Raw genomic sequence first — 24,332 nt, 5'->3', positions numbered from 1 at the left:
AAAAATATTACTGGAAATGAAAATTTCCAGTAATATTAAAACAATAAAAATAATAATTACACAGAATTATCTATTCTCTCATTTGAAAAAGTATTTTTAATTTATATTAAATTTGTGGCTAAAGAAACTATTACGTAGTTCTATTAGTGTATATACCATTAAAAGACGTAAGTATAATTTACACCCTTTAATGGTATACATTTTATTCTTTATGCTATAGTATTTTATATTTCTTGTCTATTTAATTTGTTAAAATATAACTCTTTCCATTTATTCAAACAATTTAACATCAAATCCATCAACATTATTATCTTTAATCTCTAGCACCTCAAAATATAGCTTATCGCAACTTAAATTATCAAATTCATATAACCATTCATTTTCAGGATTTTTACTTATAACTTTAGTAAATTTCATATCTCCATTATCTGATAATATACTATGATCATTAAGAACAACATTACTTTTTGGCACATTTAATACTACTGTATTTTCTTCTATATTCTTTAATGTGATTCCTAAATTATTGTCTTTAACCAATTTATTTGCTAAATCTACTGTTATATATTTATCTTCATTTTTCACATAACTTATTTTATCACATATTAGTTTTAGATTTTCAATATTTGATATACCACCATATAACTCTGCTACAATGATGTTTTTGCCATTTTCTAGATTATATATTACTTCATCGAAAATTGACTTATCTGATGCTTCAAAGTATATATTATTATCATTATCCATAAGTCTTAAATTTTTAAAGGATATTTTTGCAAGGTTATTATTATTTTCTACATTTAAATATACCTTTGTTCTTGAAAGAGAAGCTTCTATTTTTTCTATTTTTATATTAGCAATATCAGAACTAATATTTTTTTCCACTTTATACTCTTTAGTTAGTGAATCATTAAATATACTTTCATCTAGTTCAACTAATACATCTAAGCTTGTTATTTTATATTTCTCTATTTCTTCTAAATATTTCGAAAAATCTTCCTTAGTTATTTCATTTCCTACTTTATGAAAAAGTTCATTATCTTTAAAAAGGGTTATTACCATTTTAAAATCTTCTAATTTTTCATTTAAATCTATTTCTGCATACCTTTTATCCCTATTCCCCTTGTCTATCCAATTTAAAGGTTCATTATTAGTATTATAAAACTCTATATTCCACAATATATTAGGATCTTCTTTTACATCATATGATATCCACATCTTAGAATTATCAGCAACAATTGCATTTACTGTGAATTCGGTATTACCGTATTTTACAGTTTTATTTATTTCTTGATATTTTTCATTTTCTATTAAGTTTTCAAAACCTTTATCATACTTATAGGGTTTATCCATCTTAACGATTTGTACTAATTTATTAATAATAGGTACTTTCTCTAATGCATATGCTACACTTGGGAAAAAATTTATTGTAAGGCTAAAAATTAATATGGCTGCAACTATTCCACTTACTCCTTTTACCCATCTGTTTTTCTTTATATTATTAATTGTTTTCTTATTATTTCTACTTTCATTTTCAATTTTTATATTTAACTTCTTTTTTATTTTTTCTTTTATCTCATTATTAACAAAATCCTCATTAATATTTTCAATATATAAATCATTCATTAAACATTCAAGATCATTATCGTTAATATTATCTAGGATATTAAAAATATCTTTATCATCCATATTAAATCACTTCCTTTTTTAATATCTTCTTTAATTTTAATCTACATCTATAAAGCCTATTCTCCACTGCGCTTGCAGTTGTATTAAACATTTTCGATATATCCTTTATTTCATAGTTCATAAAATATCTTAAATAAAAATAACTTTTATTAGGTTCTTTAAACTTTTTTATTTCTTGTATTATTTTCTGTTTTTCAAACTTACTAATTACATAATTTTCAGTTATTAAAATATCCTTCTCTGGAATAGAATTATAGTCAATTTCTTCAACTTTAATTTTCTTTGACATCAGCTTTTTTCTATAATTAAGTGCTATGGATCTTGTTTTGACATTTACAAAGGTATCATAACTTCCTCTTGAAATATTATATTTATCACTATCTTTCCATAGGGCTAAAAACACATCACTTACACAATCTTCAATATCTTCATTAGTACCAACATCTTTAAGAATTCTTTTTACATAGAAAAATACTCTACTAAAATATTTTTCATAGATTTCATCAATATTTTTCTCCACTCTTTTTCCCTCCTTCATATAGTAATACAAATAATATTTCAATTTCTCGCGGTTTTTCTTAATTTTACCATGAACATGAATGTTTTTTGAACTTTTAGAATTTCATAGTTATATGCTTTTTTACGAGTCTTAATATATTTAAGTATATTTTAGTATCCATAAAATTTAAAAATTGTTATACCTCAAACCACTTTAATTTTTCGCTTAAAATATTATTAGATATATTACAAAAAGTCACGTATAACAAGCTAAATTTGTTACACATGACTTTTATAATATCTACATTTTTATATTCTACTGAATTTACACATTTAGTGATTCTTTTTGAAGACTTATCATGAACATCTTGTCCTTATCAAACTCTGAAACCTCTACTATAGATTCATCTTTTACATTTTTTCTCATTTACATATACTAATACTAGTTTTTTATATTATTTTCTTGCAAACAAAATGGAAGCTCTAAATTGTTAGCTTCTAAAAGCTTTTTATCAGTAAGAATATCTTTTGTATTTCCTTCTTTAATAATTTTTCCGTCTGACATAAGAATAGTACGATTGCAGGTCTCTAAAATCATATCTAAATCATGAGAAGCAATAATCTTTAAGTGCTGAAATTCATTTAGTATATTAATTAAATTTCTTCTATTCTTAGGATCTAAAGCAATTGAAGGTTCATCCATTAAAACAATATCTGGTGTCATAGAAAATATTGTTGCTATAGATACAAGTTTTTTTTCACCACCAGAAAGTTTATGTATCTTTTTATTCTTAAGATTATTAATATGAACCATATTCAAGGCATTTTCTACTCTCTTTTCAACCTCATCTTCTGAAAGTCCGTAATTACGTGGTGCGAAAGAAATATCTTCATATACATTAGACATAAATAGTTGATTATCAGAATCTTGAAATACATATCCTATTTTTTCTCTAATTATACTCAAAGTATTCTTGTCTACTGGAATACTTTCTATTCTAATGCTACCTTCATAATTTAAATTTAATCCTACTAATAACTTCAATAAAGTTGATTTTCCAACTCCATTAGCTCCAATAATACCTATAGAGTCATTTTCCTTTGCAACAAAGGAAATATTTTCAAGTATCGGTTGCTCTTTTTCATAAGAAAAACATAGATTTTCTACATTTATATGAATATGGCTCATATCTTCCTCCTAAACAAATATGCTTCCTACTATCTGTAATATAGGAAAAAACCTCATCGTACCTAATATAACTAACCATATAATAAAATAAATATAATCTTTTGCATTATATCTAATTTTATAAGAATAATAAAACTTATCAGAATATCCACGTAAACACATACTTTCGTATATATTTTCAGCCTTATCTATACTTCTAAGCAATAGTTGGCCTATAAGAGAACCCCAAGCCTTATAATTTATCCCTTTATGATTAGGAGCACGTAAGCTATATGATTCTGTAATTTTATTTGCTTCTTCAATCAATACTGTTACATATCGATAAATAAACAAAATTTCAGTTATGAATATATTTGGTATATGAATTTTATCCATTGCATAGCAGATTTTTTCAATGGTTGTTGTAGCTATTAATAAATAAGATGCTAATATAGTTAAGATTCCTTTCATTATCAAGGTAATCATAGAGATTATTCCTCCAGAAATACTAATACCATTTATATTAATTAGTATTTTACTATCAAAAAATGGATTGAATATCCCCATAAGGAATACAAATGATAATACTATTTTTAATCTCCTTAAGCTATCTTTTAAAGATATATCACAAGTTATTAAAAGTATTATTGGATAAATACTCATTCCTATAACTCCGCCTAGATTATATTTATCCATAGATACAACTAAAGAAATATAAGTAACTGTTAAAATAAATTTAATTGATGGATGAATCTTATTTACCAAGTAATCTCTATTTGCTAAATCCTCTATACCTTGGATTTCATAAAGTGCTTTATTTAATTTATTCAATTTATAGTTTCTTTTCTAAAAAATTTAAATAAATAACATCCACCTATACAGATAAAGGCAACTACTACTCCTCCAATAATACCTGATAAAGATGTACCTATAGCTAAATCAGAATCCTTAAAATTGTAATCAGGTAACACTGAAGTAGTTTCCTGTACTTTTTCAAAACTATCATATACTTCACCTGATACTTCTATTTCAGTAGAATTTGTAATCTTTTCAATAGACCATTCTAATCCATCTGGATACTCAGAAGCTACAAGTGAAACTCCACCTGCTATTAAAAGTGTAAGTAATGAGAATATAATCATCACTTTTCTAAATGAAATTCTTCCTATTTTTTTGTTTAAGGATTTATCTATGCTCCATAGTAATTCAGGCCTTGCTTCATATATAAAACATAGTACAGCTGCAGTAATGAGACCTTCTATAAGTCCAATTGCTAAGTGTATTGGTTGCAAAACTGAAATAAAAGTTAAAAATGGTAAATCACTAATTCCTGATCCTAGTGTTTCAATTGCAACAGAAAAAGCACCTATTTGTAATGTAAGTATAGACCCAATTATTGATGCTAAAATAATTTTACCTTTGGAAGCTCCGTTCTTCATAATAGGCTTCCATATTAATAAACATCCAATAAAACATCCATAAAATGCTATATTCCATATATTGCAACCTAATGCCAGTATCCCTCCGTCAGCAAACATTAAGCATTGTATAGCTAAAACCCCAATCATTGTAATAAATCCTGCAAATGGTCCTAATATGGCAGATAATAAAATACCTCCACAAAGATGTCCAGAAGATCCTGTCCCTGGAACCGTAAAATTAATCATTTGGGCTGCAAATACAAATGCTCCCATAACTCCCATTACAGGAATTTTTTTCGGCTCATTTTCCATTCGTACCTTTTTTATTGAATAACCTGCTGCTATTGCAGAACATCCATACATTAATCCAGCCACAGTAGGATTAACAAGTGCATCAGCCATATGCATAAATAAACCTCCTCTTTATAAAATTAACTTTGTTTAATAAGGATATCAATTATCTTGATATCCTTATTAAACTAAAAATTATTCTGCTAGCACTTTTACTTCCTTATATTTCTTTAAGTCTATATAAAGCTCATCCTTATATGGATTACGTTTTGTTTTTTTAGCTTTATAAATCATATATATAGCAACACCAATATTAGAAAGGAGTGCTAATAAACTGAAAATAAATAAATAGTTTTCATTATAGGTAGATGAAACGGCAAATTTACCTTTATCAATAAAGGCTGGAAATGTCTGTGCAAACATACACCATAATGCTAATGTTTGCGCACGGTGTTGAAGCCATGCACCTTTTCCTATAGTAAAAGCACATACCGTTGGTGCAAGTAATAATGCAAAACCACAATACCATGAATGTCCTGGTAAAGCATTATAAGTATAAGCAAAATTCCATAAATCATAAGCTATTATCCAAAACCAAAGCATATCAGGCCATAACATATCCTGACTTTTATCTTTATTAGTTTTTTTACGGATGCATATACCTAGCCATCCTGTAATTGTAATAATATTTAAAATTCCTGCAATTGCATTCATATAATTCCAAGGGCCACCTAATACATACATACTTCCATCTTCAAGAATTCCTCCTCCAGCATATTGAAGTCCAACTTGAATATCACGTGTAACTGCTTCTAAAATATTAATTGCAAGAATTAGTGGCGGAAAACATAATGCTATTTTATTATCTGCTAATCTCCATTCTTTCCCTGTTTTTTTATTTTTCCCATGCAAATGTCTTATACACCAAAATCCAATACATCCTGCTACTGCTGAGTACACCTTAGCCAAATGGAACCAATCTGTATAAGTAGTGTCTTTCAATACTGTAAACCATAGCATAGAAAGTCCAATTGGTAATACTACAAAACATAAAAAACCTCCAAATTTAGAACGCCTTGAAAATTCATTTAATAAAAATAAAATTAAAAATACTGCAACCCAAACACCCCATACTGAAAAGAAGGATGCTCCTCCTTCATAGTTAAAACTAAACATATTCTTTCCCCCTATTATAATTATTCATTTTTAATAACAAACAATTTCTTTTATATAAAACTCTTTTCCGCTTAATATTTCACAATTTTTACTTTTGCACTTAGGACATATTCCTTTATTAAGAATTATATTAAATACATTATTACAACTCTTACATAAAGCATTAGCTGGTAATATTTCAATTTCTAATTTTGAATCTTCTAATATAGTACCTTCAATTGAAGCAGGATATAAACTTTTCATATATTTAGGAATCATTGAAGAGAGTTCTCCAATTTGCAAAACTAATGTATCTATTTTTTTAACATTATTGACTTTTGCAAATTTTTCTACGCTCTTAACAACTTCAATTAAAACCCCTATTTCATGCATATAAACTCTCCTCCATTTAAAACTAGTAACATATAATATTATTAGTTTGTCTTAAATATATTTATAGCTTTTTTAATAGCTATTTTCCCCTTACGTTTAAGAACTTGCTTAATAATTACTGGTTTTAAGTTTTCATATGCTACTCCTTCTCCATCATATTTTCTAACAAGTGATATAGCATCAAACTTACATTTTGTTACACATGCACCACAGCCTACACATAAAAATTCATCTACAACAGTAGCACCACAGCTAAGACAACGTTCTGTTTCTTTCTTTATTTGATCTTCTGTAAAAGTTCCTCGTAAATCCTTGAATGTTTCTTTTGATTCTTTTCCATCACCATGGCTTGCCTTTTGTCTTGGAAAATTATTATATCCCTTAAGTTCAATATTTTGTTTATCTAGAGAGTGATATTCTTTTCTGTCTCTTCCTATAATTAAACTTTGACCTTGATTAACATAACGGTGTATTGAAATAGCTCCTTCCTTACCTGCTGCAATGGCATCAATAGCAAATCTTGGTCCTGTAAATGCATCTCCACCAACAAATACATCTGATTCTCCTGTTTGATAGGTAAAAGGATCTGCCTTAATTGTATTATTAGAATTAATTTCCATATTGCTATCTGAAATTAAATTTCCTAAGTCAATTGACTGCCCTACAGAAAGCAGTACTGTATCTGCTTTTACAAATAATATATCATTTTCATCATAAATTGGATTGAATCTCTTATTTTCATCAAAAACTGATATACATTTTTTAAATTCTACCCCAGTAACTTTTCCATTTTCCGTAACAATAGCCTTTGGCCCCCAAGAATTATTTATATTGATTCCTTCTGATAAAGTTTCTTCAATTTCCTCATTAAGAGCTGGCATTTCATCTCTTGTTTCAAGACAAAATATATCAACTTTTTCTGATCCTATTCTTTCAGCAGTTCTTGCAACATCTATTGCAACATTCCCCCCACCTATAACAACTACATTTCCATTTAGTTTTAAATCTTCACCTAAGTTAACGCTGCGTAAGAAATCTACTCCAGTCATTACTCCTTTAGCATTTTCTCCTTCAACACCTATTTTTCTACCTGACTGAGCTCCAACTGCAATATAGAAAGCTTCATACCCTTGATTTCTCAATTCTTTTAAATTTATGTCTTTTCCAACTTCAATTCCATTCTTAAACTCAACACCTAATTCTTTTAATATATCAATTTCTGCATTAACTACATCTTTTTCTAATCTAAATGATGGAATACCAAGTGCTAACATACCACCAAGTACTTTTTGTTTTTCAAATACTGTTACCTTATAACCTTCAACAGCTAAGAAAAATGCACAAGAAAGACCAGCAGGCCCTGCTCCTACTACAGCTATTTTCTTATTATAGTCATGCTTAATTTTAGGTACATAACGATTTTCTTTATTTAAGTCTTGATCTGCAATAAATTTTTTAATTTCATCTATAGCTATTGGATCATCAATATCTCCTCTTGTGCACACTGATTCACATTTCCTTGGGCATATACGTCCACATACTGCTGGAAATGGATTTTCATGCTTTATTAATTCAAGAGCTTCTTTATATCTTCCTTGAGAAGCTAGTTTTATATATCCTTGAATAGCAATATGAGCAGGACACTCTGTTTTACAAGGGCTTGTTCCACTTTCTACAACATTTTTTCTATTAATTCTATAATCTGGATTCCATTTATCTTCTCCCCACTCTGTATCTCGTGGAGTCTCAATTTTTTTAACAGGAAGTGGTTTTGTTGAGCATAATTTTTGGCCTAATTGTAGTGCATTAACTGGACAATTTACAACACATTCTCCGCATGCAACACATTTTTCTTTGTTTACACTTGAAACATAATTAGAACGTACCATATCAACATTTTTAAACATTCCAGCAGTTCTTAATGAAAGACAAGAACAACCACAACAATTACAAATTGCATGAGTCTTTCCTGAGCCATCAAGATTTGGTATTTGATGCATTAAACCATTTTCTTCAGCTCTTTTAATTATTTCAAAAGCTTCTTCTCTAGTAATTTGTTTTCCCCTACCTGTACGGATATAATATTCTGCAGCATGTCCCATTTGAATACACATATCTTCTGCTAAATGACCACATCCTTCTCCCATTACTTTTCTCGCTGTACGACATGAGCAATCTGAAACTGTAAAAATATCGTTTTCATTAAGATATTTAGAAACTTCCTCATAAGAAGCTTTTCTAGTTTCTCCATCAATAGCTTGCTCTATAGGTATAACACGCATTAAACCTACTCCAACTGGAAAAGCACCTGTAGTCTTTGGTCCTCTTACTCTTCCATATGCTTCAAAAGCTTCTGCAATTTGAGGGTATTTGTTAACGTTTTCTTTGTTGTTAACCATCATCTCCATAATTCCTGGAACCCAGGTGTCATACCAATAGGTATCAACACCATTAATAGTATTTACAAAACAAACACCTGCAACGGCTAAATCCCATAATAACCTTGATGTTTCATCTACAGATTTACCACATAAAGGAGCAAGTTCTTCAGCAGTAGCTTTTTTACGTATCTTCATACAAAGTGCTACTTCTGCCATTTCCTCTGTAACAACAGGCTCTAAAATTAAATATTCCGGATCTTCTGGCCTTATTTCATTTTTGGACCCACGTTTTTTTCCACTAATATGATTAGCAAGATCCAACACCTTTTCTTTTACCATTTCTATCCTCCTAGTCTAATAATATTAATTTTCATTCCATTCTTTAATTTCTTTTCTAAGCCACTCTGAAAATTTATCAATACCTTCACCTGTTCTTGCAGATATAGGAATAATTTCAATATTTGGATTCAACTTTTTTACACGTTCAATACAAGCTTCCAAGTTGAAATCAAAATAATTAATAACATCCATTTTGTTAATTAATAACACATCCGCAATTGAAAACATTAAAGGATATTTTAGTGGTTTATCATCTCCTTCAGGAACACTTAAAATCATGGCATTTTTTGATGCTCCAGTATCAAATTCTGCTGGACATACCAGATTACCTACATTCTCTAAAATAGCAAAATCAATATCTTCTGCTTCTAAACCTTCTAAGCCTTGTTTTGTCATATCTGCATCAAGATGACACATTCCCCCTGTATGTAATTGAATAACTTTTGCTCCAGTTTTAGAAATAGTATGAGCATCAACATCTGAATCAATATCTGCTTCCATAACTCCTATTTTCACTTCATTTTTTAATGTATTAATTGTTTTTGTAAGAGTTGATGTTTTACCTGAACCTGGTGATGACATTAAATTTAGTAAAAATACTTTCTTTTTTTTTAGTTCTTCTCTTAATAAATTAGCTTGATGATCATTGTCTTCAAAAACACTTTGTTTAATTTCGAGAACTCTAAAATTCTCCATATATTTATCCTCCTTCATTATAAAGAATATTTAATTTAAATTTTTTATTGCATCCTTAAACCCTTTTTATTCTTAATATTACTCTTATAAAATACTCTTTATTTAATAAAAATTTTTAGATTATTCAAATCTGGTATGACCAGATTTATAATCTTGATAAAATTTTAACATGATTATCAATATAAAGTCAATATATTCCTTTAATACTAATATATGTTTGAACTAATCTTAAAATATTTACTTTTTATTCATTTTAGGATAATATTGAAATAGAATTATAATTGGTATTTGGTTGAACCAGATTCAGCTTAGAGAGGTGTATTTTATGATAGAATTTTCAAAATTGAATTCTCCAACATTAAAGGATTTATTTATTAAAGAACTAGAAACTATGATTTTATCTGGAAAACTTCAAATTGGTGAAAAGCTTCCTTCAGAAAGAGAACTTGCTAAGTCTATGCAAGTAAGTAGAGCTGTTGTTAACTCTGGAATTGCTGAGTTATCTAGGAAAGGATTTTTAAATATAAAACCAAGAATTGGTGCTTTTGTCGCTGATTATCGTAGAAATGGAACTATGGAAACACTAATTTCTATTATGAAATATAATGGTGGAAGATTAAGAGATGCAGAAATACGTTCTATTCTTGAACTTCGTATAGCATTAGATACATTAGCAGTAGAACTATGTATTCCAATAATTAAAGAATATGAAATTAAGATATTAAAAGGATATGTTAATAAAATGAAAGAAACTGATTCTGTTGAAACTGCATCTAATTTAGCATTTCAATTCCAACATGAATTGGCTTTTCTTTCTGGAAATACTCTTTTACCATTAATTTTCCATTCATTTAAGGTACCCATTTTATCATTATGGGAACGTTTTTGTATATTATATGGTATAGATTCCTTAATAAATAATACATCTATTTTGTGTGATTACATAGAAAAAAAGGATACTAAAAAAGCTATAGAATGTTTAACTACAAATATTAATGATACTATAAATGGTAAGAGACAAATATATTATTAATTATAAAAGTTTAGTATATTACGGTCAAAAACTTAAAAGGGAGTCGCGAGACGCGACATCCTTTGCTTTCATAAATATTTTCACAATTAACTTTCTAGTTATATGTTTATTTCTTTAACTATTGCTTCTTCATTTTTATAATCTTCAACAGCTAGTTCTTCTATTATTTTATTTGAATTATTATTTAGCTCTTCTTTTAATTTACCTTTTTTATTAGTTTTATCTTCTTTCTTAACTTCACCTTCTTGTACTTTTGTATCCTTTACTAATGGTAAGTTATGTTTTTCTCTTATTGCATTTTCTACTTCAAGGGCTAAATCTTTATTTTCTTTTAAATATGCTTTTGAGTTTTCTCTGCCTTGTCCTAATCTTATATCATTATAGGAAAACCATGTACCACTTTTGTTTATTATATCTTCATTAACAGCTATATCTAAAAGGTTTCCTTCTTTTGAGATACCTTCATTGTACATAATATCAAATTCTGCTTGTTTAAATGGTGGTGCAACTTTGTTTTTTATTACTTTTATTCTAGCCCTGCTTCCTAAAATGTTTTCTCCTACTTTTATAGTGTCAATTTTTCTTATATCTAATCTTACAGATGCATAGAATTTAAGAGCTCGTCCACCTGTTGTTGTTTCAGGATTTCCAAACATAATACCAATTTTTTCTCTTAATTGATTTATAAATATTACAACGCATTGTGACTTATTTATTGCTGCTGTAAGCTTTCTTAATGCTTGGGACATTAATCTTGCTTGCAGACCTATATGTGAATCTCCCATTTCTCCTTCTATTTCAGCCCTAGGAACAAGTGCAGCGACAGAGTCAACAACTAACACGTCTACAGCATTTGATCTTACAAGGGCTTCTGTTATTTCTAAAGCTTGCTCTCCAGTATCTGGTTGGCTGACTATTAAGTCTTCAGTACTTACTCCTAAATTTTTAGCATAGGCTGGATCTAAAGCATGTTCAGCATCAATAAATGCTGCTGCTCCTCCTAACTTTTGTGCTTCTGCTATTATATGAAGAGCAATTGTAGTTTTACCTGAACTTTCAGGTCCGTACACTTCTATTATTCTACCACGTGGAACTCCACCAACACCTAATGCTATATCTAATGCTAGACATCCTGTGGATATTGTTTCTATATCCATTATTGGATTTGACCCAAGTTTAATAACTGAGCCCTTTCCAAATTGTTTTTCTATTTGTTTCATAACTGAATCTATTGCTAAAAGTTTTTCATCATTAATATTCAAAAAATTTTCACCTCTATTTTAATTATTATTTATTTTACATACCTATTTACTGTTTTGGCTATTTCTTCAGAAGTAGTATCTAAAGAAAATGCTAGTTCAGAAAAAAGAATACTTTGTATATCTAATAGCATCTTTTTATCTTTTTCATGAAATTTCTTTCCATTATTCTCTAAATCAATCTTTGTTCTCATTAAAGTATTAGCTATTTTTACTATTTCTCTACGATTCCATTGCTTTATGATTTCATTATATACTTCGCTTCTTTCTCTATCTATTTCTATCCAATTTATACCCGGATTTTTAAATAATTCTAAAGTTTCCTGAGCTTCTTCTTTTGTAAGAAGCTCTAACATTGCTACCTTATCATTATCTACTGGAGTGCTTATACTTAAATTCGTCTCATTTATAGGATGTAAAATATAATATTGTTTTTTAATATGTGAAATTGTTTTTTCACATATATCATCTACTTTACAAATACCATGAACTGAATAAAGAATTAAATCACCTTTCTTAAACATTAAAATTACCTCCTTGTTAAAAAGAAGTTCGTAAACGTTTACTTATGCACATTTACAAAACTTCTGTAATTTATTATTAATTTCTGTTCATTAAAACTATTGAACTCTACTATTATTGTAGCACAAAAAAATTAATGAATGTAAGCAGAACTTTTTATAAAAATTTTGCTTACATTCATACTTACCTATACACTTATAACCTTTATTAAGTAAACTTATCTTGCCAATGAAATTATTAAAAAGATATTATTACATATATTACTTAATTATTTAAATACAATAAAATCACATATAATGTACAAGATAAAAAATACGATGACATATGATTTATCAAAATTAAAAAAACTAAGTTGATTTTCTTTCCTCTTTTAATATTTATCTCCTTTGAAACTTTATAATTATTTAATAACAAAGGTAAACTAAGTATAGCTCCCCCTAATAATATGGCTATAATAAAACAAATTAATTCATTAAATCCAAAATTAGAAAGAAACCATGCAAACATTAATGAAATTGTATATCCTTGAATTATTGCAATAGCTATTAACAAATGCATATACTAATATTTTAAGTGTACCTTTAAATGACTTTTTATAAAATATATAGCTTACCTCAATTCTAATGATAATTAGGATATATCACCCTTTAGTAATTTATAATATCTAGGCAACTCATTATCGCTACATTTATCGCATTTCTTTGCATAGCAATATGTCTTAGCTCTACCTAATTTACTATGCATCCTATCCCATATATCTTTTATATCTTCAGTTAGTACATTTCCAAAGTATTCAGGAACAAAGTCACAAGGCATGAAGTTTCCCTCATTGTCTATATAAGAATGTTGCACCCCTGCTCCACATCCAAATTGATCTTTTGATTCAACATATGGAAATACTGATGTTTTAGCATATTCTTTATCCTTATTAAATTTTATATGAAGCTTTATTAATTCTTCTTTATCTTCTTTAGAGAATATTTCATCTGATTTTACTAAAAGAGACCCACATGGTATAGGTTCTAGTATTCTAACTTCATCTACTCCTAAAGTTTTTAAAAACTTACCTAACTTATATATTTCACCACTTTTTAGCATTTCCTTCGTACATACAGTTTGAGCCATAGTATAAAGGCCAGCTTCTTTACAATTTTTTATTGCTGAAATTGAATTTTCATAGGCTCCACTATATCCTCTCTTTTTATCGTGATTTTCCTTATATAAGCTGTCTATACTTATTCCTACTCCAAAAAGACCAGCTTTTTTTAATTCTTTTGCTTTATTAAGATTTAGTGAATAGCCATTTGTAAATACATATGAAATACTTCTATTATCAATACTACTTATTATTTCTTCTAAATCATTTCTAAGAAGAGGCTCTCCCCCTGTAAATCCAATGATTCCAACTCCTAAATCTTGAAGTGCTTTTATTATTTTCTTTATTTCATATGTTGTCATTTCTTTTGATTTATCATTTTTATCTTTAATAAATCTTTTTGCACTGCAATGCCAACAATTATACATGCATCTCCCTGTAATAGCTATATATGTAGAAATTGGAGCAAGTCTTTTTCCAATAGTATGATTATAAAAGAATTCAGCATTTTCTCCAGGAACTGCATCTACAATACTTTTATAAGCTATGCTATTTAAAGGTGGTAAAAATGAATTAACTACAAAGTTGCTATTATGAACTGCTATCCTATCGTTTTTTATAACATTCATCCCACACTTTATAACATTTATAGGTTTATAATCTTTACTTTGTTTAAATCTCTTATGTATATAAAAGAAATTACGTCGTACATCCTTATTTAACATTGCTTTCATAATTGGTATTGTATTACTTATCATTTTTAAAAATCCCCCAAACATATTTATGAGTAATTGTTTTTATTCCTTTATCATTAAATAACTTAATCATTGAACTTTTAACCTCTTCATCCTCCATATTTACCATGGCATCAAATCCAGCTAAAGCTCCTGTAGATGTTACAAAAGATACTAATGATTTTGTATTATCAAAAGTAAATATATGAGATCCACTTTTTACTTCTATCTTAGAAAAACTTTCTTTTTCAAACCATCTTGTAAAAGTCTTATGATGAACTGGATTAGGAAGTTCTTTCATTATTTTATTTATTTTCTTATAGTTTCTTAAAACAAGTTTTGGATATATTTTTCTAACCTCTGGTAATGTACCTTTTAAATTAACTATTACTGCAAAGTATCCATCCTTTTTTAAAACTCTAGAAACCTCTTTTATAATTTCATGAGGATCTTGATATTTAATTGCCCAAGAACATATAACAAGATCAAAACTATTATCTTTTGAGCTTTTTAAAAAAGATAACATATCACTATTTATGAAGTCAGCATTTAAACTTAAATTATTTTTAGCTTCATTTAGCATCCCTTCTGATATATCTACTAAGGTAAAGTTTGAATTGTTGATTTTAGAATTTATAAAATTACTATTAAAGCCTGTCCCACAAGCGAGATCTAGAATTTTAGGAGATGAGTTAGCCTTATTATCAATATATCTTATAATAAGTTTATCTAACATTTCTTTATTATATTGATGCATTTCCTTTAAGAAGTATTCATTATAATTTTTACTTACTCTTGTATATGAATTTGCTATATCATTTAAACTAGTATACCTTTTAGAAAAAATAATTTTATAATTTTAAATAGCCCTTTTAAAGTATTCATAAAATAACCCCTTTAGTTTGATTTTTCTGCCCAATATATATACTCATAGCTTGATATTTCAATTATTTCACCATTATTAAAATACTTTGAAGCTAATTTTTTCATTTCATTTTTAGATAGCATTTTAACTTTTTCAAAACAACTTCTTTCAAAAATATATATAAGTTTAGTTATTATATTAGTTTTATCAAATTCATAAATCAAAATTTTACCTTTATTATTTAGTAATCTTTTACACTCTTTTAATGTTTCTTCTTTATCTTCTATATGATGAAATGAATCCCTCATTATAATTAAATCAAATAATTCATCATTTAAACCTACATTAGTTAAATATCCATTGAGTATATTGACTTTATTATTTTTTTCCTTAGCTATATTAGTCATTTTAATCTCTGGGTCAAGAATAGTTACATTTGCACCTAAATTTATTAAAGTATCTGCAAGAGTTCCTGTTCCCCCACCAATATCTAAAATCTCTAAATTATTAATATCTTTTAGTACCTTTACTATTTCTTTATTTTTATCTAAATTAAATATTTTCATAAACTTATCATATTGCTTACTATAATATTTAAATAAGTAACTCATATAGACTTCCTCACAAGCTTTCTGTTAATTTTTACTAATTATATAATAACATGTAAACATTACGAATTTTGTATATATTTCTTAAATTTTTCTAAAATATGTATTTTTATTAAGTCTAATAGTTTAAATTAAGTATTATAATAAATTTAAATAAAGTTGATATAATTTTATCTTATATACCAAATGAATTTAAAAAGAGAATCTAGAATATGATATTATAAAGATAAATAATATTAATTTGAAATTATTTAATTTCATCTTATTCTAATACTTCTATTAAATATCTTATATTCGTAAAAATAATTTTATAATACACCCATATAATGGTATAATTTTATATATAAGTAAAAATATAATTGATAATATAATTACATGGAGGATTGTAAATGGATATCAATAATTCAAAGGAAAATGTTGAATGCCCATTTTGTAAAAGTAAAAATATAAAAATCATAATAGAAAAGAAGAATGAGGACTTTGATATAACAAGTGGAGTTATAGGAACCATATGTCTTGGCCCTATTGGATTGCTGTGTGGTCTATGCTGTGCTGAAGGTGAAAAAGAAAAAACAACATGCATTTGCAATGATTGTGGAAAGAGATTTATAGATGAATAAAAAAGATAAGATTTGGTTATTTTTTATGAAGCTTTTTTCTAAAACTTGTCATCAAAAATCTGAAAGAAGCTTTTTCTTTTATAATTATCAGTTTCCTATGTGTGCAAGATGTACAGGTTTGTTAATAGGATATCTTTTAGGTATACTAGCTTTATTTTTTAATCTTAAAATCTCCATTAGTTTAAGTTTAATTTTTGCAGCAATTATGTTTATTGATTGGTTTATTCAACATAAAAAAATATATCCTTCTAATAATACAAGACGAGTTATCACTGGATTTCTTTGTGGTTTTGGTATAATAAGTACACTAGTTAATTTTTATGCAATACTAGTTAATTGATAACTATATATTTCTTTAAATAAAAAATCACCTATCATGATCTTATTTTATAAAAATTTACTGATTTTAGATAGCTTAAATTTAGACTTATATTCTAAATTTTATAAAAATCGAAAATTTAATTCATATTATTATGTAACTAAAACTTCATTTATTAGTTTAAAATGATAAATATAAGTGGCGAATATAAATAGCTTATAGAACATATCCATTTATACTCATATTTATATTCACCTTTATATTCGTAATAAAAATACTTGCTTTATTTTACTTAATAATTTTCTTTTATAATTTTTTTATTATTTAAATTATCACCTTTAATATAAATTCTATCTAACATTAGGACATTTGCTTTTTCCTTCGTAAAAAATTAATTGCCATTCCAATGATAGATTAGTTGTACAACACCAGAAGAAAACGTTCTGGCATTAACCATTTTTAAATTCAATCTTTGTTTTACATCAGTAAACAACGGTTTTCCTTCTCCTAAAATAACAGGGTGAATAGATAATCTAAATTCATCAATAAGCCCTAAATTTATAAAAGTTGTAATAAGACTTGCTCCCCCATATAGCCAAATATCTTTACCTGGCTTATTCTTCAATTTATTTACTTCTTCAAGAATATTTTCATTTATAAATATTGCTTGATTATCTGTAGCTATTTGAGTCCTAGAAAACACATATTTCTCTTTACTATTAATCAATTCCCAAATTTCTTTTTCATTATCAGAATCTTCGTCTTGAGGTATATATTGTCCCCATAAATCATAGCTTTTTCTTCCATATAAAATAGTATCAATTTGATTCAAAAAATTAGTGAACCCCATATCAGTGTCCATAATGCACCAATCGACCTCACCATTTTTTCCTTCAATAAAACCATCTAAAGTAGTTGCTAAATCTAATATTATTCTTCTCTGTTTTATATTATTTGACATAACTCTTACTCCTTCTTATATTTTTCCGCTCTAGAGATTATCTTTTTTATTTCAATTTTCTTTAATCATTGATATATACTTACTTATAGTTTCTGTTATTTTTCTATCGTGAATTCTATTTATAACATCTATATTCATAGTTTTAGATGCACTTTTAAAACAAGGAATATGTTCTATATCTGATTGAAATATAAGTTTAAATATAAATATATGTATTTCTTTTATTTCCTCAGTATTTAAATCTCTACATTCTTGAATAATTGATGTTACTACTTCATCAATATATTTTGATATTTTCTTATTATTTTCTAAAATTTCTTCCTCTGTATATTTAGTTTTCCTATCATCCCTAAGTTCTTCGCACTTTACCATCTTCTCATGAAAATGAAAATTTGCCATAAACTTAGATTTAATCTCTTCTAATACTTTTTCCTCCCCTATCTCCACTACTATCTTTTGTAGAGAAGGAATATTATTAATATAAGCATAAAAAACATCTTTAACATGATTTTCATGTAATCTTACTATATCCTCATGACTTAAGTTTTCAGTATATTTATGAGCCTTTTCAAAAAGCTCTTCCATTTTTTCTTCAATACTTTTCTTTATCTTACCAATATCCTTTTTTTCTTTTAATATCACACATAAAAACTCTCCCACCTTTTACAATTCTATCTACAATAATATACTATAAGTAGAAATTCTTCAAATATTATCATTAAGATAGAAATAGAAGATTATATTTAGCTATATATCTTGGTCATATGTAGGTTATGTTCTATTAATGATAAGGATACATTAACTTAAAAGTGGTGAAATATTAAATTTCACCACTTTTTATTTGTATAAATTATCTTCAATTATTTTATTTGCAATAAGACCTATATTAACTTCTCTAATATCCATATATACATCAATAATTCTATCAGTAAGAATAACTTCAACATATTCTACTTGCTTTCCATCTTCATCTTTGTAAGTTATTATGTCATAAGTTATTATTTCATCTTTAAGTTGTTTCTTAGAAATCATTTAGTTTTCCTCCATAAGCTTTATTGACTATATTTTAGCAAATAATTTATAGGATGTCTATTTACTCCTTAGCATAATCTCTAAGTCTAAAACTTCCTGCTGTAAAGAATACTGCTGACATTAGTATTATCACCATAATTGGTACTGCTATTTTACCTTCATTTATAATTTGTACCATCCATGAAAATGGTGATATTATACTTAAACTATTTATTATTTGAGGCACATTATCGAATTCTTGAAGTCCACTTCCTAGCATTGCAACACCAAATGATAGTAAGCCAAAAACTACAATAGCTAGACTTGATATTGTTTGATTTTTAAGCCATCTTGTGGCAGCTATAATTAATGATGTTGTAACTAAACTACTTAGAATAATAACTAGTATTCCTTCACCTAAATTATAATTTTCTATTTTAAATATATTAATTGCTAAAATTAATGTTATTGAGCTTATTACACTTTGAAGAATAAATGCTGATAAATATAAAGAACCTAAAATAACTTTATCTGAATTACCAGTTGATATTGTTCTTCTTAAAACCTTTTGAGCTTTAAGTTTAATTATATCATCAGTTAATATAGATCCACCTATCATCATAAAATAGCATATCATTAAGACAGTAAGAACATAATCAGCTTTATTTACTTCAAAATTATCCACTATTACAGTTTTAACAGTTTTGGTACTAAGCCCATCGTTTATGCCTTCTTTAAGCAACTTATTAATATGATCAGCTATAATATTATCTGCAACAACAGCCCCCATACCAGCTTCATTTATATAAGTTTTTATCTTAGGAACTTCTCCATTGTCTATTTTTTCTTCAAAATCCTCGTCTATTACATATATAGCTCCAAGCTTTTTATCTCTTAAATCGTTATATTTATCTTCAGCTTCGCCATCTAACTCTTCTATTGAATATTTTTCAGATAAATCATTTATTAAATCTTTTGAATATTTACCAGAAGATTTATCTAATATCCCTATCTTTCCTAAGGATGATTCCTTTGAACTAGGTCCAACTACTCCAAATAACACTACCATTGGAAGGAAAAATGTCATCATTAAGATAGCTGGATTTTTTAAACTTCTTCTTAAATTAATTATGGTTAATCTTATTAAACGCATCTTCTTTCCTCCTTAGATAAACTTATTTTTAATATTGCAATTATAAATAGTATCATTGAAATAGAAAGAATTAATATTAAATCCTTATTATTGGCGCTAAAGCTTCCATTTAAATTATATAAAGTAAATAACTTTGAAATATAATGTGTTGGTGATAAAACTTTTAATGCATTTCCTTCACCAGTGAACATTTCCATTCCTATTATAGGAAGTGTAAATATTAATGCTCCCACAACCTTACCGTACTTCGCTCCAAAAAATGTATAAACAAATTTACTTAATGATACTACTAACATAGATGAAGTTAAAATTAATATCACTAAAGGAAAAATGCCTCCTGTAAAGCTTATTCCTGAAATCCTAAAGAAAAACACATATCCTAAAATAATAACAGTTGAATATACAAATAATGCAAAAGAATCATAGTAGAAGTATTGCTTTCTAGTTACAGGTGTTGACGCAACTCTTTTATCAAGATTTACACTTACTTCTGCATAATTAGATTGTATAAGGCTAAAAATCAGCATACTTATAACAAAGGCTATCATTGATGCAGCCATCTTTTCATAACTACTAGATGTTTTTTTAGAATCTATATCTATTTTTTCAATAACAGATTCTCCAGAAACTTTTACTAAGTCTTCATTTGATCCTCCAGATAAACTAACATAAAGACCTTCATGATATTTATCTAAAATAGTTTTTAATGTATTGGTAGAATTACTATAGCCTTCTTCTAACTTATTTATGGTTATTTCACCACTTTTTAAAGATACAATATTATTTTCATATCCTTTTGGAATTGAAACTTCTACATTGGCTTTTTTATCAGTTATTTCAACAAGTTCCTTCATATCATCACTTTCTAAAAAGGATATTAAATTTTTAGACATAGTACTATTATCCATATCATTTATTTGAATTTTTAAAGTTGCTAATTTTAATGGACTATCCATAAGTGTTTTTTGAAAAAATCCCATAAAAGCTGCTAATAAAACTGGAAATAGTATATAGTATAAAAGTGTTACAGCTCCATTAGATACCATTCCTTTTAAGGTTGTCTTTGTATAATATATTAATTTCATTTAACTCACCTCTAATCCCTTAACTTCTTTCCTGTTAAGGCTAAAAATACATCCTCTAGTCGTGCATCTTCATAGCTTATCTTTTTTACATTAACTCCATATTGCTCTATTATACTAAGTACATTATGAAGCTTAAAATTTGAATCTATAGTTAATGAAATAATATCATCTTGTTCTTTAACTTTTATTACCCCTGTTAATTTTTCTATATTTAAAAGAACTTCTGCTGTAACATCACTAGCTTCTATTATCACCTTGTTATTGGGAAAGACTGAGGATTTTATTTCTTCTTTTGTTCCATAAGATACTTCTTTACCTAAATCTATAATAAATACTCGCCTGCATAGTTCTTCAACTTCTTCCATGTAGTGTGAAGTATATATAACTGTTGTTCCCCATTCTTTACAGATATTTTTTGTAAAAGTAAATATATGATTTCTTGATTGAGGATCAACTCCAACAGTAGGCTCATCCATTATTAACACTTTTGGATGATGCATAATAGCAGCTGCAATATTAAGTCTTCTCTTCATTCCGCCTGAAAACTTTTTAACTTTTTCTTTTTTCTTTTCTTGAAGCCCTGTAACTTCTAAGGCTTCATTTATTCTTTCTTTAAGTTCCTTTCCTTTTAATCCATATAAGGCACCAAAAAACTCTAAATTATCATAAGCATTTAACTCTTCTATTAACGAAATATCTTGCGGTACATAGCCTATACATTCTTTAGCCTTTATTGGCTCTTTTAAAATATCATACCCACAAATCTTAACAGTTCCACTATCTGGTGCTAAAAGACTAGTCATTATATTTATTAAAGTTGATTTTCCTGCTCCATTGGGTCCTATAAATCCAAATATTTCTCCTTTATTAACTTCATAACTTACATTATCTAAAACTAACTTGTCATTGAATCTTTTTGTAACATTTTTTACTTCTATGATACTCATTAAAAATACCCCCTAGCTTTATCTTAATTATATAATAAGACAAAGTTAGGGGGCTTGCTATCACTACAAGTCATTATATAAATGACTTAAGTCACTATTCTGTTTTTAAATGCGAAAATTGCAATTTGTGTTCTATCTCTAAGGTTTAACTTAGCTAAAATATTGGTAATATTATTTTTTATAGTTCCTTCTGATAAATAAAGTTTTTCTGAGATTTCTTTATTAGTTAATCCTTCAGCAATGTATTTAATAATTTGTAATTCTTTATCTGAAAAATCATACCTTTTTATTTCTTTATCATTTAAACTATGATTGTTATTACTAAGAATTTCATTTGCTACGTCAGGATGAACAACCATATTTCCCATATAAGCTGTTTTTATTCCTTCATAAATAACTTGATGAGAACTATCTTTTAACAAATATCCAAAAGCTCCATATTTTAATGCATCTTGAATATATTCTTTATCTTTAAATGTAGTTAATATAATAACTTTAATCTTAGTAAATTGCTCCTTAATAAGTCTAGTGCCCATTACTCCATCACAATCTTTCATTCTTATATCCATAAGAACTACATCTATATCTTTATTTTTACACACCTCTAAAGCTTTATATCCATTTTCAGCAGTATCAACCACTTCTATATCATCAAAAGTTGAAAGCATAATTTTTAAGCCTTCTCTAATTAGTTTTTCATCATCTACAATTAATATTTTAATTTTCCCCATCCTAATTCTCCTTTTCTCTAGGAATTACAAGCTTTATAAAAAATCCTTTTCCTATCTCTGAACTTACATCAATTATTCCATCTATTTCTTCAGATCTTTCTCTTATATTTTTAAGTCCAAAACCACTTTCTTTTATAATATCAGTTCCTATACCATCATCTTTAAAAGATATTACAAAATCATTTTCTGTAAAGTTCATAATTACTTTAACCTTAGATGCTTTTCCATGTCTTAAAGCATTTGATAAAACTTCTTGAGTTATTCTATATAAGTGAGTGCTTTGTTTAGTAGAAAGAGTCCAATCACCCTTTGATAAAATAATATTTACTTCTACACCTGACATCTTTTCAAAGTTCTTACACAACTCTTGAATTCTAATTAATCCTCTGTAATTATCATAGTCATCAGATTTAAGTTCACTTACTGCCCTTTTAACATCTTGAAAACTCTCATTTATAAAATCTCTTAAGTTACTTGACATATCTTTTAGCATGCTTCCTTCTTTATCGGCTATACTTTCCATTGCAGATAGCTGAATCATAGCTGTTGATAAAGAATGTCCAACACTATCATGTATTTCTCTTGATATTCTATTTCTTTCCTTAAGTACTGTTAACTCTTCTATTGAAGTAAGACATTCTTCAAGGTGCTTTTTTGTTTCAATTAAATTTTCCTCAGATACTCTAAGCTTATCATATAACCTTTGAGCTTCTCTTTTTGTATTATGCAATCTAGATATGTAATTTAAAAGAATTATAAAAATAAACATAATAACTAAATTGATAAACCCATCTTCTATATTTTTATTAAATTTACTAGATAGTGATATTAAAGATATTACAATTAAAAAGATATATTTTATTTTTTCAAATTTTAATGTAAAGACATCTATAGTTACTCCTATTAAATAAAATAAAATGCTTCCTCCAAAGTTTAAATAAGCTATTGGTGATATTATTATTTCAACAATCATAGAAAAAATAGTTAATTTATCATTTCTAAAGTAAAATATTCTAAGATTATTGTTTATTATAAACATCAAAATAAATATTAGACTAATAAGGCTTGTATTTTTTTCTTCAATAAAAATTTGAGCTATTAAAATAATAAATGATATATATCGTATCAATAATAGTTCTTTACTTTTCCCCATATTTCTCTCCAAATCTTTTTTATTGTCTCTGTTTCAATTAATTAATTTACATAAATAAAGTTATAGTATTAAAAATAGTTATAATACATCTTTAAATAAAACAGCAAAATTGAAACTATATAAGATAATGATACAACATATTTTCATATTGGTGAATATATATAATTTGTAAATATGTTTTGGATATAGACCTTGTATCAAGTG

The 24,332-nt window shown here is 26.9% G+C and carries 25 protein-coding genes and 1 pseudogene; 3 read left to right on the top strand and 23 right to left on the bottom strand.

Annotated elements, in window-relative coordinates; genetic code table 11:
- Nucleotides 1–270: 270 nt before the first annotated feature.
- From CSBG_RS08520 to hypB, 9 genes are all read right to left on the bottom strand, one after another.
- The gene (locus CSBG_RS08520) at nt 271–1,689 is read right to left on the bottom strand and encodes a DUF4179 domain-containing protein (RefSeq protein ID WP_008678736.1); all 1,419 of its coding nucleotides are present in this window, start codon (nt 1,687–1,689) and stop codon (nt 271–273) included.
- Nucleotide 1,690: 1 nt separating this feature from the next.
- Entirely contained in the window at nt 1,691–2,209 is a 519-nt protein-coding gene (locus tag CSBG_RS08515) for a sigma-70 family RNA polymerase sigma factor (RefSeq protein ID WP_008678735.1), read from the bottom strand.
- A gap of 420 nt (nt 2,210–2,629) precedes the next feature.
- A complete protein-coding gene (locus tag CSBG_RS08510) occupies nt 2,630–3,376 on the bottom strand; it encodes an ABC transporter ATP-binding protein (protein WP_008678733.1) in 747 nt (248 codons plus the stop codon).
- A gap of 9 nt (nt 3,377–3,385) precedes the next feature.
- Nucleotides 3,386–4,186, bottom strand: a complete 801-nt coding sequence (gene cbiQ, locus CSBG_RS08505) for a cobalt ECF transporter T component CbiQ (protein ID WP_008678731.1) — start codon at nt 4,184–4,186, stop codon at nt 3,386–3,388.
- A complete protein-coding gene (locus CSBG_RS08500) occupies nt 4,183–5,184 on the bottom strand; it encodes an energy-coupling factor ABC transporter permease (RefSeq protein ID WP_008678730.1) in 1,002 nt (333 codons plus the stop codon). The genes cbiQ and CSBG_RS08500 overlap by 4 nt, the downstream gene beginning before the upstream one ends.
- Before the next feature lie 78 nt (nt 5,185–5,262).
- Nucleotides 5,263–6,243 carry a DUF5692 family protein gene (locus tag CSBG_RS08495; RefSeq protein ID WP_008678728.1) on the bottom strand — a complete coding sequence of 327 codons (981 nt, stop codon included), beginning with the start codon at nt 6,241–6,243 and terminating at the stop codon, nt 5,263–5,265.
- 30 nt (nt 6,244–6,273) lie between these two features.
- The gene (locus tag CSBG_RS08490) at nt 6,274–6,615 is read right to left on the bottom strand and encodes a hydrogenase maturation nickel metallochaperone HypA (protein WP_008678726.1); all 342 of its coding nucleotides are present in this window, start codon (nt 6,613–6,615) and stop codon (nt 6,274–6,276) included.
- 41 nt (nt 6,616–6,656) lie between these two features.
- A complete protein-coding gene (locus CSBG_RS08485) occupies nt 6,657–9,335 on the bottom strand; it encodes an FAD-dependent oxidoreductase (RefSeq protein WP_008678724.1) in 2,679 nt (892 codons plus the stop codon).
- A gap of 24 nt (nt 9,336–9,359) precedes the next feature.
- On the bottom strand, nt 9,360–10,031 hold the full coding sequence (gene hypB / locus CSBG_RS08480; RefSeq protein ID WP_008678723.1) for a hydrogenase nickel incorporation protein HypB: 672 nt from the start codon (nt 10,029–10,031) through the stop codon (nt 9,360–9,362).
- A gap of 325 nt (nt 10,032–10,356) precedes the next feature.
- On the opposite strand from hypB, the gene CSBG_RS08475 reads away from it, so the two are divergent.
- Complete coding sequence (locus tag CSBG_RS08475; protein WP_008678721.1) at nt 10,357–11,064, top strand: GntR family transcriptional regulator; 708 nt, start codon at nt 10,357–10,359, stop codon at nt 11,062–11,064.
- Nucleotides 11,065–11,267: 203 nt separating this feature from the next.
- Here the strand turns inward: CSBG_RS08475 and recA are convergent.
- From recA to CSBG_RS08445, 6 genes and pseudogenes are all read right to left on the bottom strand, one after another.
- Nucleotides 11,268–12,326, bottom strand: a pseudogene (gene recA / locus CSBG_RS08470) (recombinase RecA); the annotation flags it as partial.
- 29 nt (nt 12,327–12,355) lie between these two features.
- Nucleotides 12,356–12,847: a CarD family transcriptional regulator gene (locus CSBG_RS08465; RefSeq protein ID WP_008678717.1), complete on the bottom strand. Its 492-nt coding sequence runs from the start codon at nt 12,845–12,847 to the stop codon at nt 12,356–12,358.
- 262 nt (nt 12,848–13,109) lie between these two features.
- Entirely contained in the window at nt 13,110–13,403 is a 294-nt protein-coding gene (locus CSBG_RS18520) for a hypothetical protein (RefSeq protein WP_008678715.1), read from the bottom strand.
- A gap of 72 nt (nt 13,404–13,475) precedes the next feature.
- A complete protein-coding gene (locus CSBG_RS08455) occupies nt 13,476–14,699 on the bottom strand; it encodes a radical SAM protein (protein WP_008678713.1) in 1,224 nt (407 codons plus the stop codon).
- A complete protein-coding gene (locus tag CSBG_RS08450) occupies nt 14,689–15,489 on the bottom strand; it encodes a class I SAM-dependent methyltransferase (RefSeq protein ID WP_276508067.1) in 801 nt (266 codons plus the stop codon). The genes CSBG_RS08455 and CSBG_RS08450 overlap by 11 nt, the downstream gene beginning before the upstream one ends.
- An 83-nt stretch (nt 15,490–15,572) precedes the next feature.
- On the bottom strand, nt 15,573–16,151 hold the full coding sequence (locus tag CSBG_RS08445) for a class I SAM-dependent methyltransferase (RefSeq protein ID WP_008678709.1): 579 nt from the start codon (nt 16,149–16,151) through the stop codon (nt 15,573–15,575).
- Nucleotides 16,152–16,537: 386 nt separating this feature from the next.
- On the opposite strand from CSBG_RS08445, the gene CSBG_RS08440 reads away from it, so the two are divergent.
- Nucleotides 16,538–16,768, top strand: a complete 231-nt coding sequence (locus tag CSBG_RS08440) for a hypothetical protein (RefSeq protein WP_008678708.1) — start codon at nt 16,538–16,540, stop codon at nt 16,766–16,768.
- Nucleotides 16,761–17,108 (top strand): DUF2085 domain-containing protein, encoded by a 348-nt coding sequence (locus CSBG_RS08435; protein ID WP_008678706.1) that lies wholly within the window; start codon nt 16,761–16,763, stop codon nt 17,106–17,108. The genes CSBG_RS08440 and CSBG_RS08435 overlap by 8 nt, the downstream gene beginning before the upstream one ends.
- 370 nt (nt 17,109–17,478) lie before the next feature.
- On the opposite strand, the gene CSBG_RS08430 is transcribed toward CSBG_RS08435, so the two are convergent.
- The 8 genes from CSBG_RS08430 to CSBG_RS08395 all read right to left on the bottom strand — a co-directional run bounded on the left by CSBG_RS08430 (nt 17,479) and on the right by CSBG_RS08395 (nt 24,128).
- On the bottom strand, nt 17,479–18,048 hold the full coding sequence (locus tag CSBG_RS08430) for a dihydrofolate reductase family protein (RefSeq protein ID WP_008678704.1): 570 nt from the start codon (nt 18,046–18,048) through the stop codon (nt 17,479–17,481).
- Nucleotides 18,049–18,099: 51 nt separating this feature from the next.
- Entirely contained in the window at nt 18,100–18,690 is a 591-nt protein-coding gene (locus CSBG_RS08425; protein ID WP_008678702.1) for a hypothetical protein, read from the bottom strand.
- Nucleotides 18,691–18,885: 195 nt separating this feature from the next.
- Nucleotides 18,886–19,080 (bottom strand): hypothetical protein, encoded by a 195-nt coding sequence (locus CSBG_RS08420; protein ID WP_008678700.1) that lies wholly within the window; start codon nt 19,078–19,080, stop codon nt 18,886–18,888.
- Between the two features lie 61 nt (nt 19,081–19,141).
- Nucleotides 19,142–20,212 carry an ABC transporter permease gene (locus CSBG_RS08415; RefSeq protein ID WP_008678698.1) on the bottom strand — a complete coding sequence of 357 codons (1,071 nt, stop codon included), beginning with the start codon at nt 20,210–20,212 and terminating at the stop codon, nt 19,142–19,144.
- Entirely contained in the window at nt 20,203–21,297 is a 1,095-nt protein-coding gene (locus CSBG_RS08410; protein WP_008678696.1) for an ABC transporter permease, read from the bottom strand. The genes CSBG_RS08415 and CSBG_RS08410 overlap by 10 nt, the downstream gene beginning before the upstream one ends.
- 11 nt (nt 21,298–21,308) lie before the next feature.
- The gene (locus CSBG_RS08405) at nt 21,309–22,244 is read right to left on the bottom strand and encodes an ABC transporter ATP-binding protein (RefSeq protein WP_008678694.1); all 936 of its coding nucleotides are present in this window, start codon (nt 22,242–22,244) and stop codon (nt 21,309–21,311) included.
- 86 nt (nt 22,245–22,330) lie between these two features.
- Nucleotides 22,331–22,975, bottom strand: coding sequence for a response regulator transcription factor (locus CSBG_RS08400; protein WP_008678692.1), 645 nt, complete (start codon nt 22,973–22,975; stop codon nt 22,331–22,333).
- Nucleotide 22,976: 1 nt separating this feature from the next.
- On the bottom strand, nt 22,977–24,128 hold the full coding sequence (locus CSBG_RS08395; RefSeq protein WP_008678690.1) for a sensor histidine kinase: 1,152 nt from the start codon (nt 24,126–24,128) through the stop codon (nt 22,977–22,979).
- Between the last annotated feature and the right edge of the window lie 204 nt (nt 24,129–24,332).

The organism is Clostridium sp. 7_2_43FAA, assembly GCF_000158375.2.
GTDB lineage: Bacteria > Bacillota > Clostridia > Clostridiales > Clostridiaceae > Clostridium > Clostridium tertium.
This window is presented reverse-complemented; position numbering and strand designations above follow the sequence as displayed.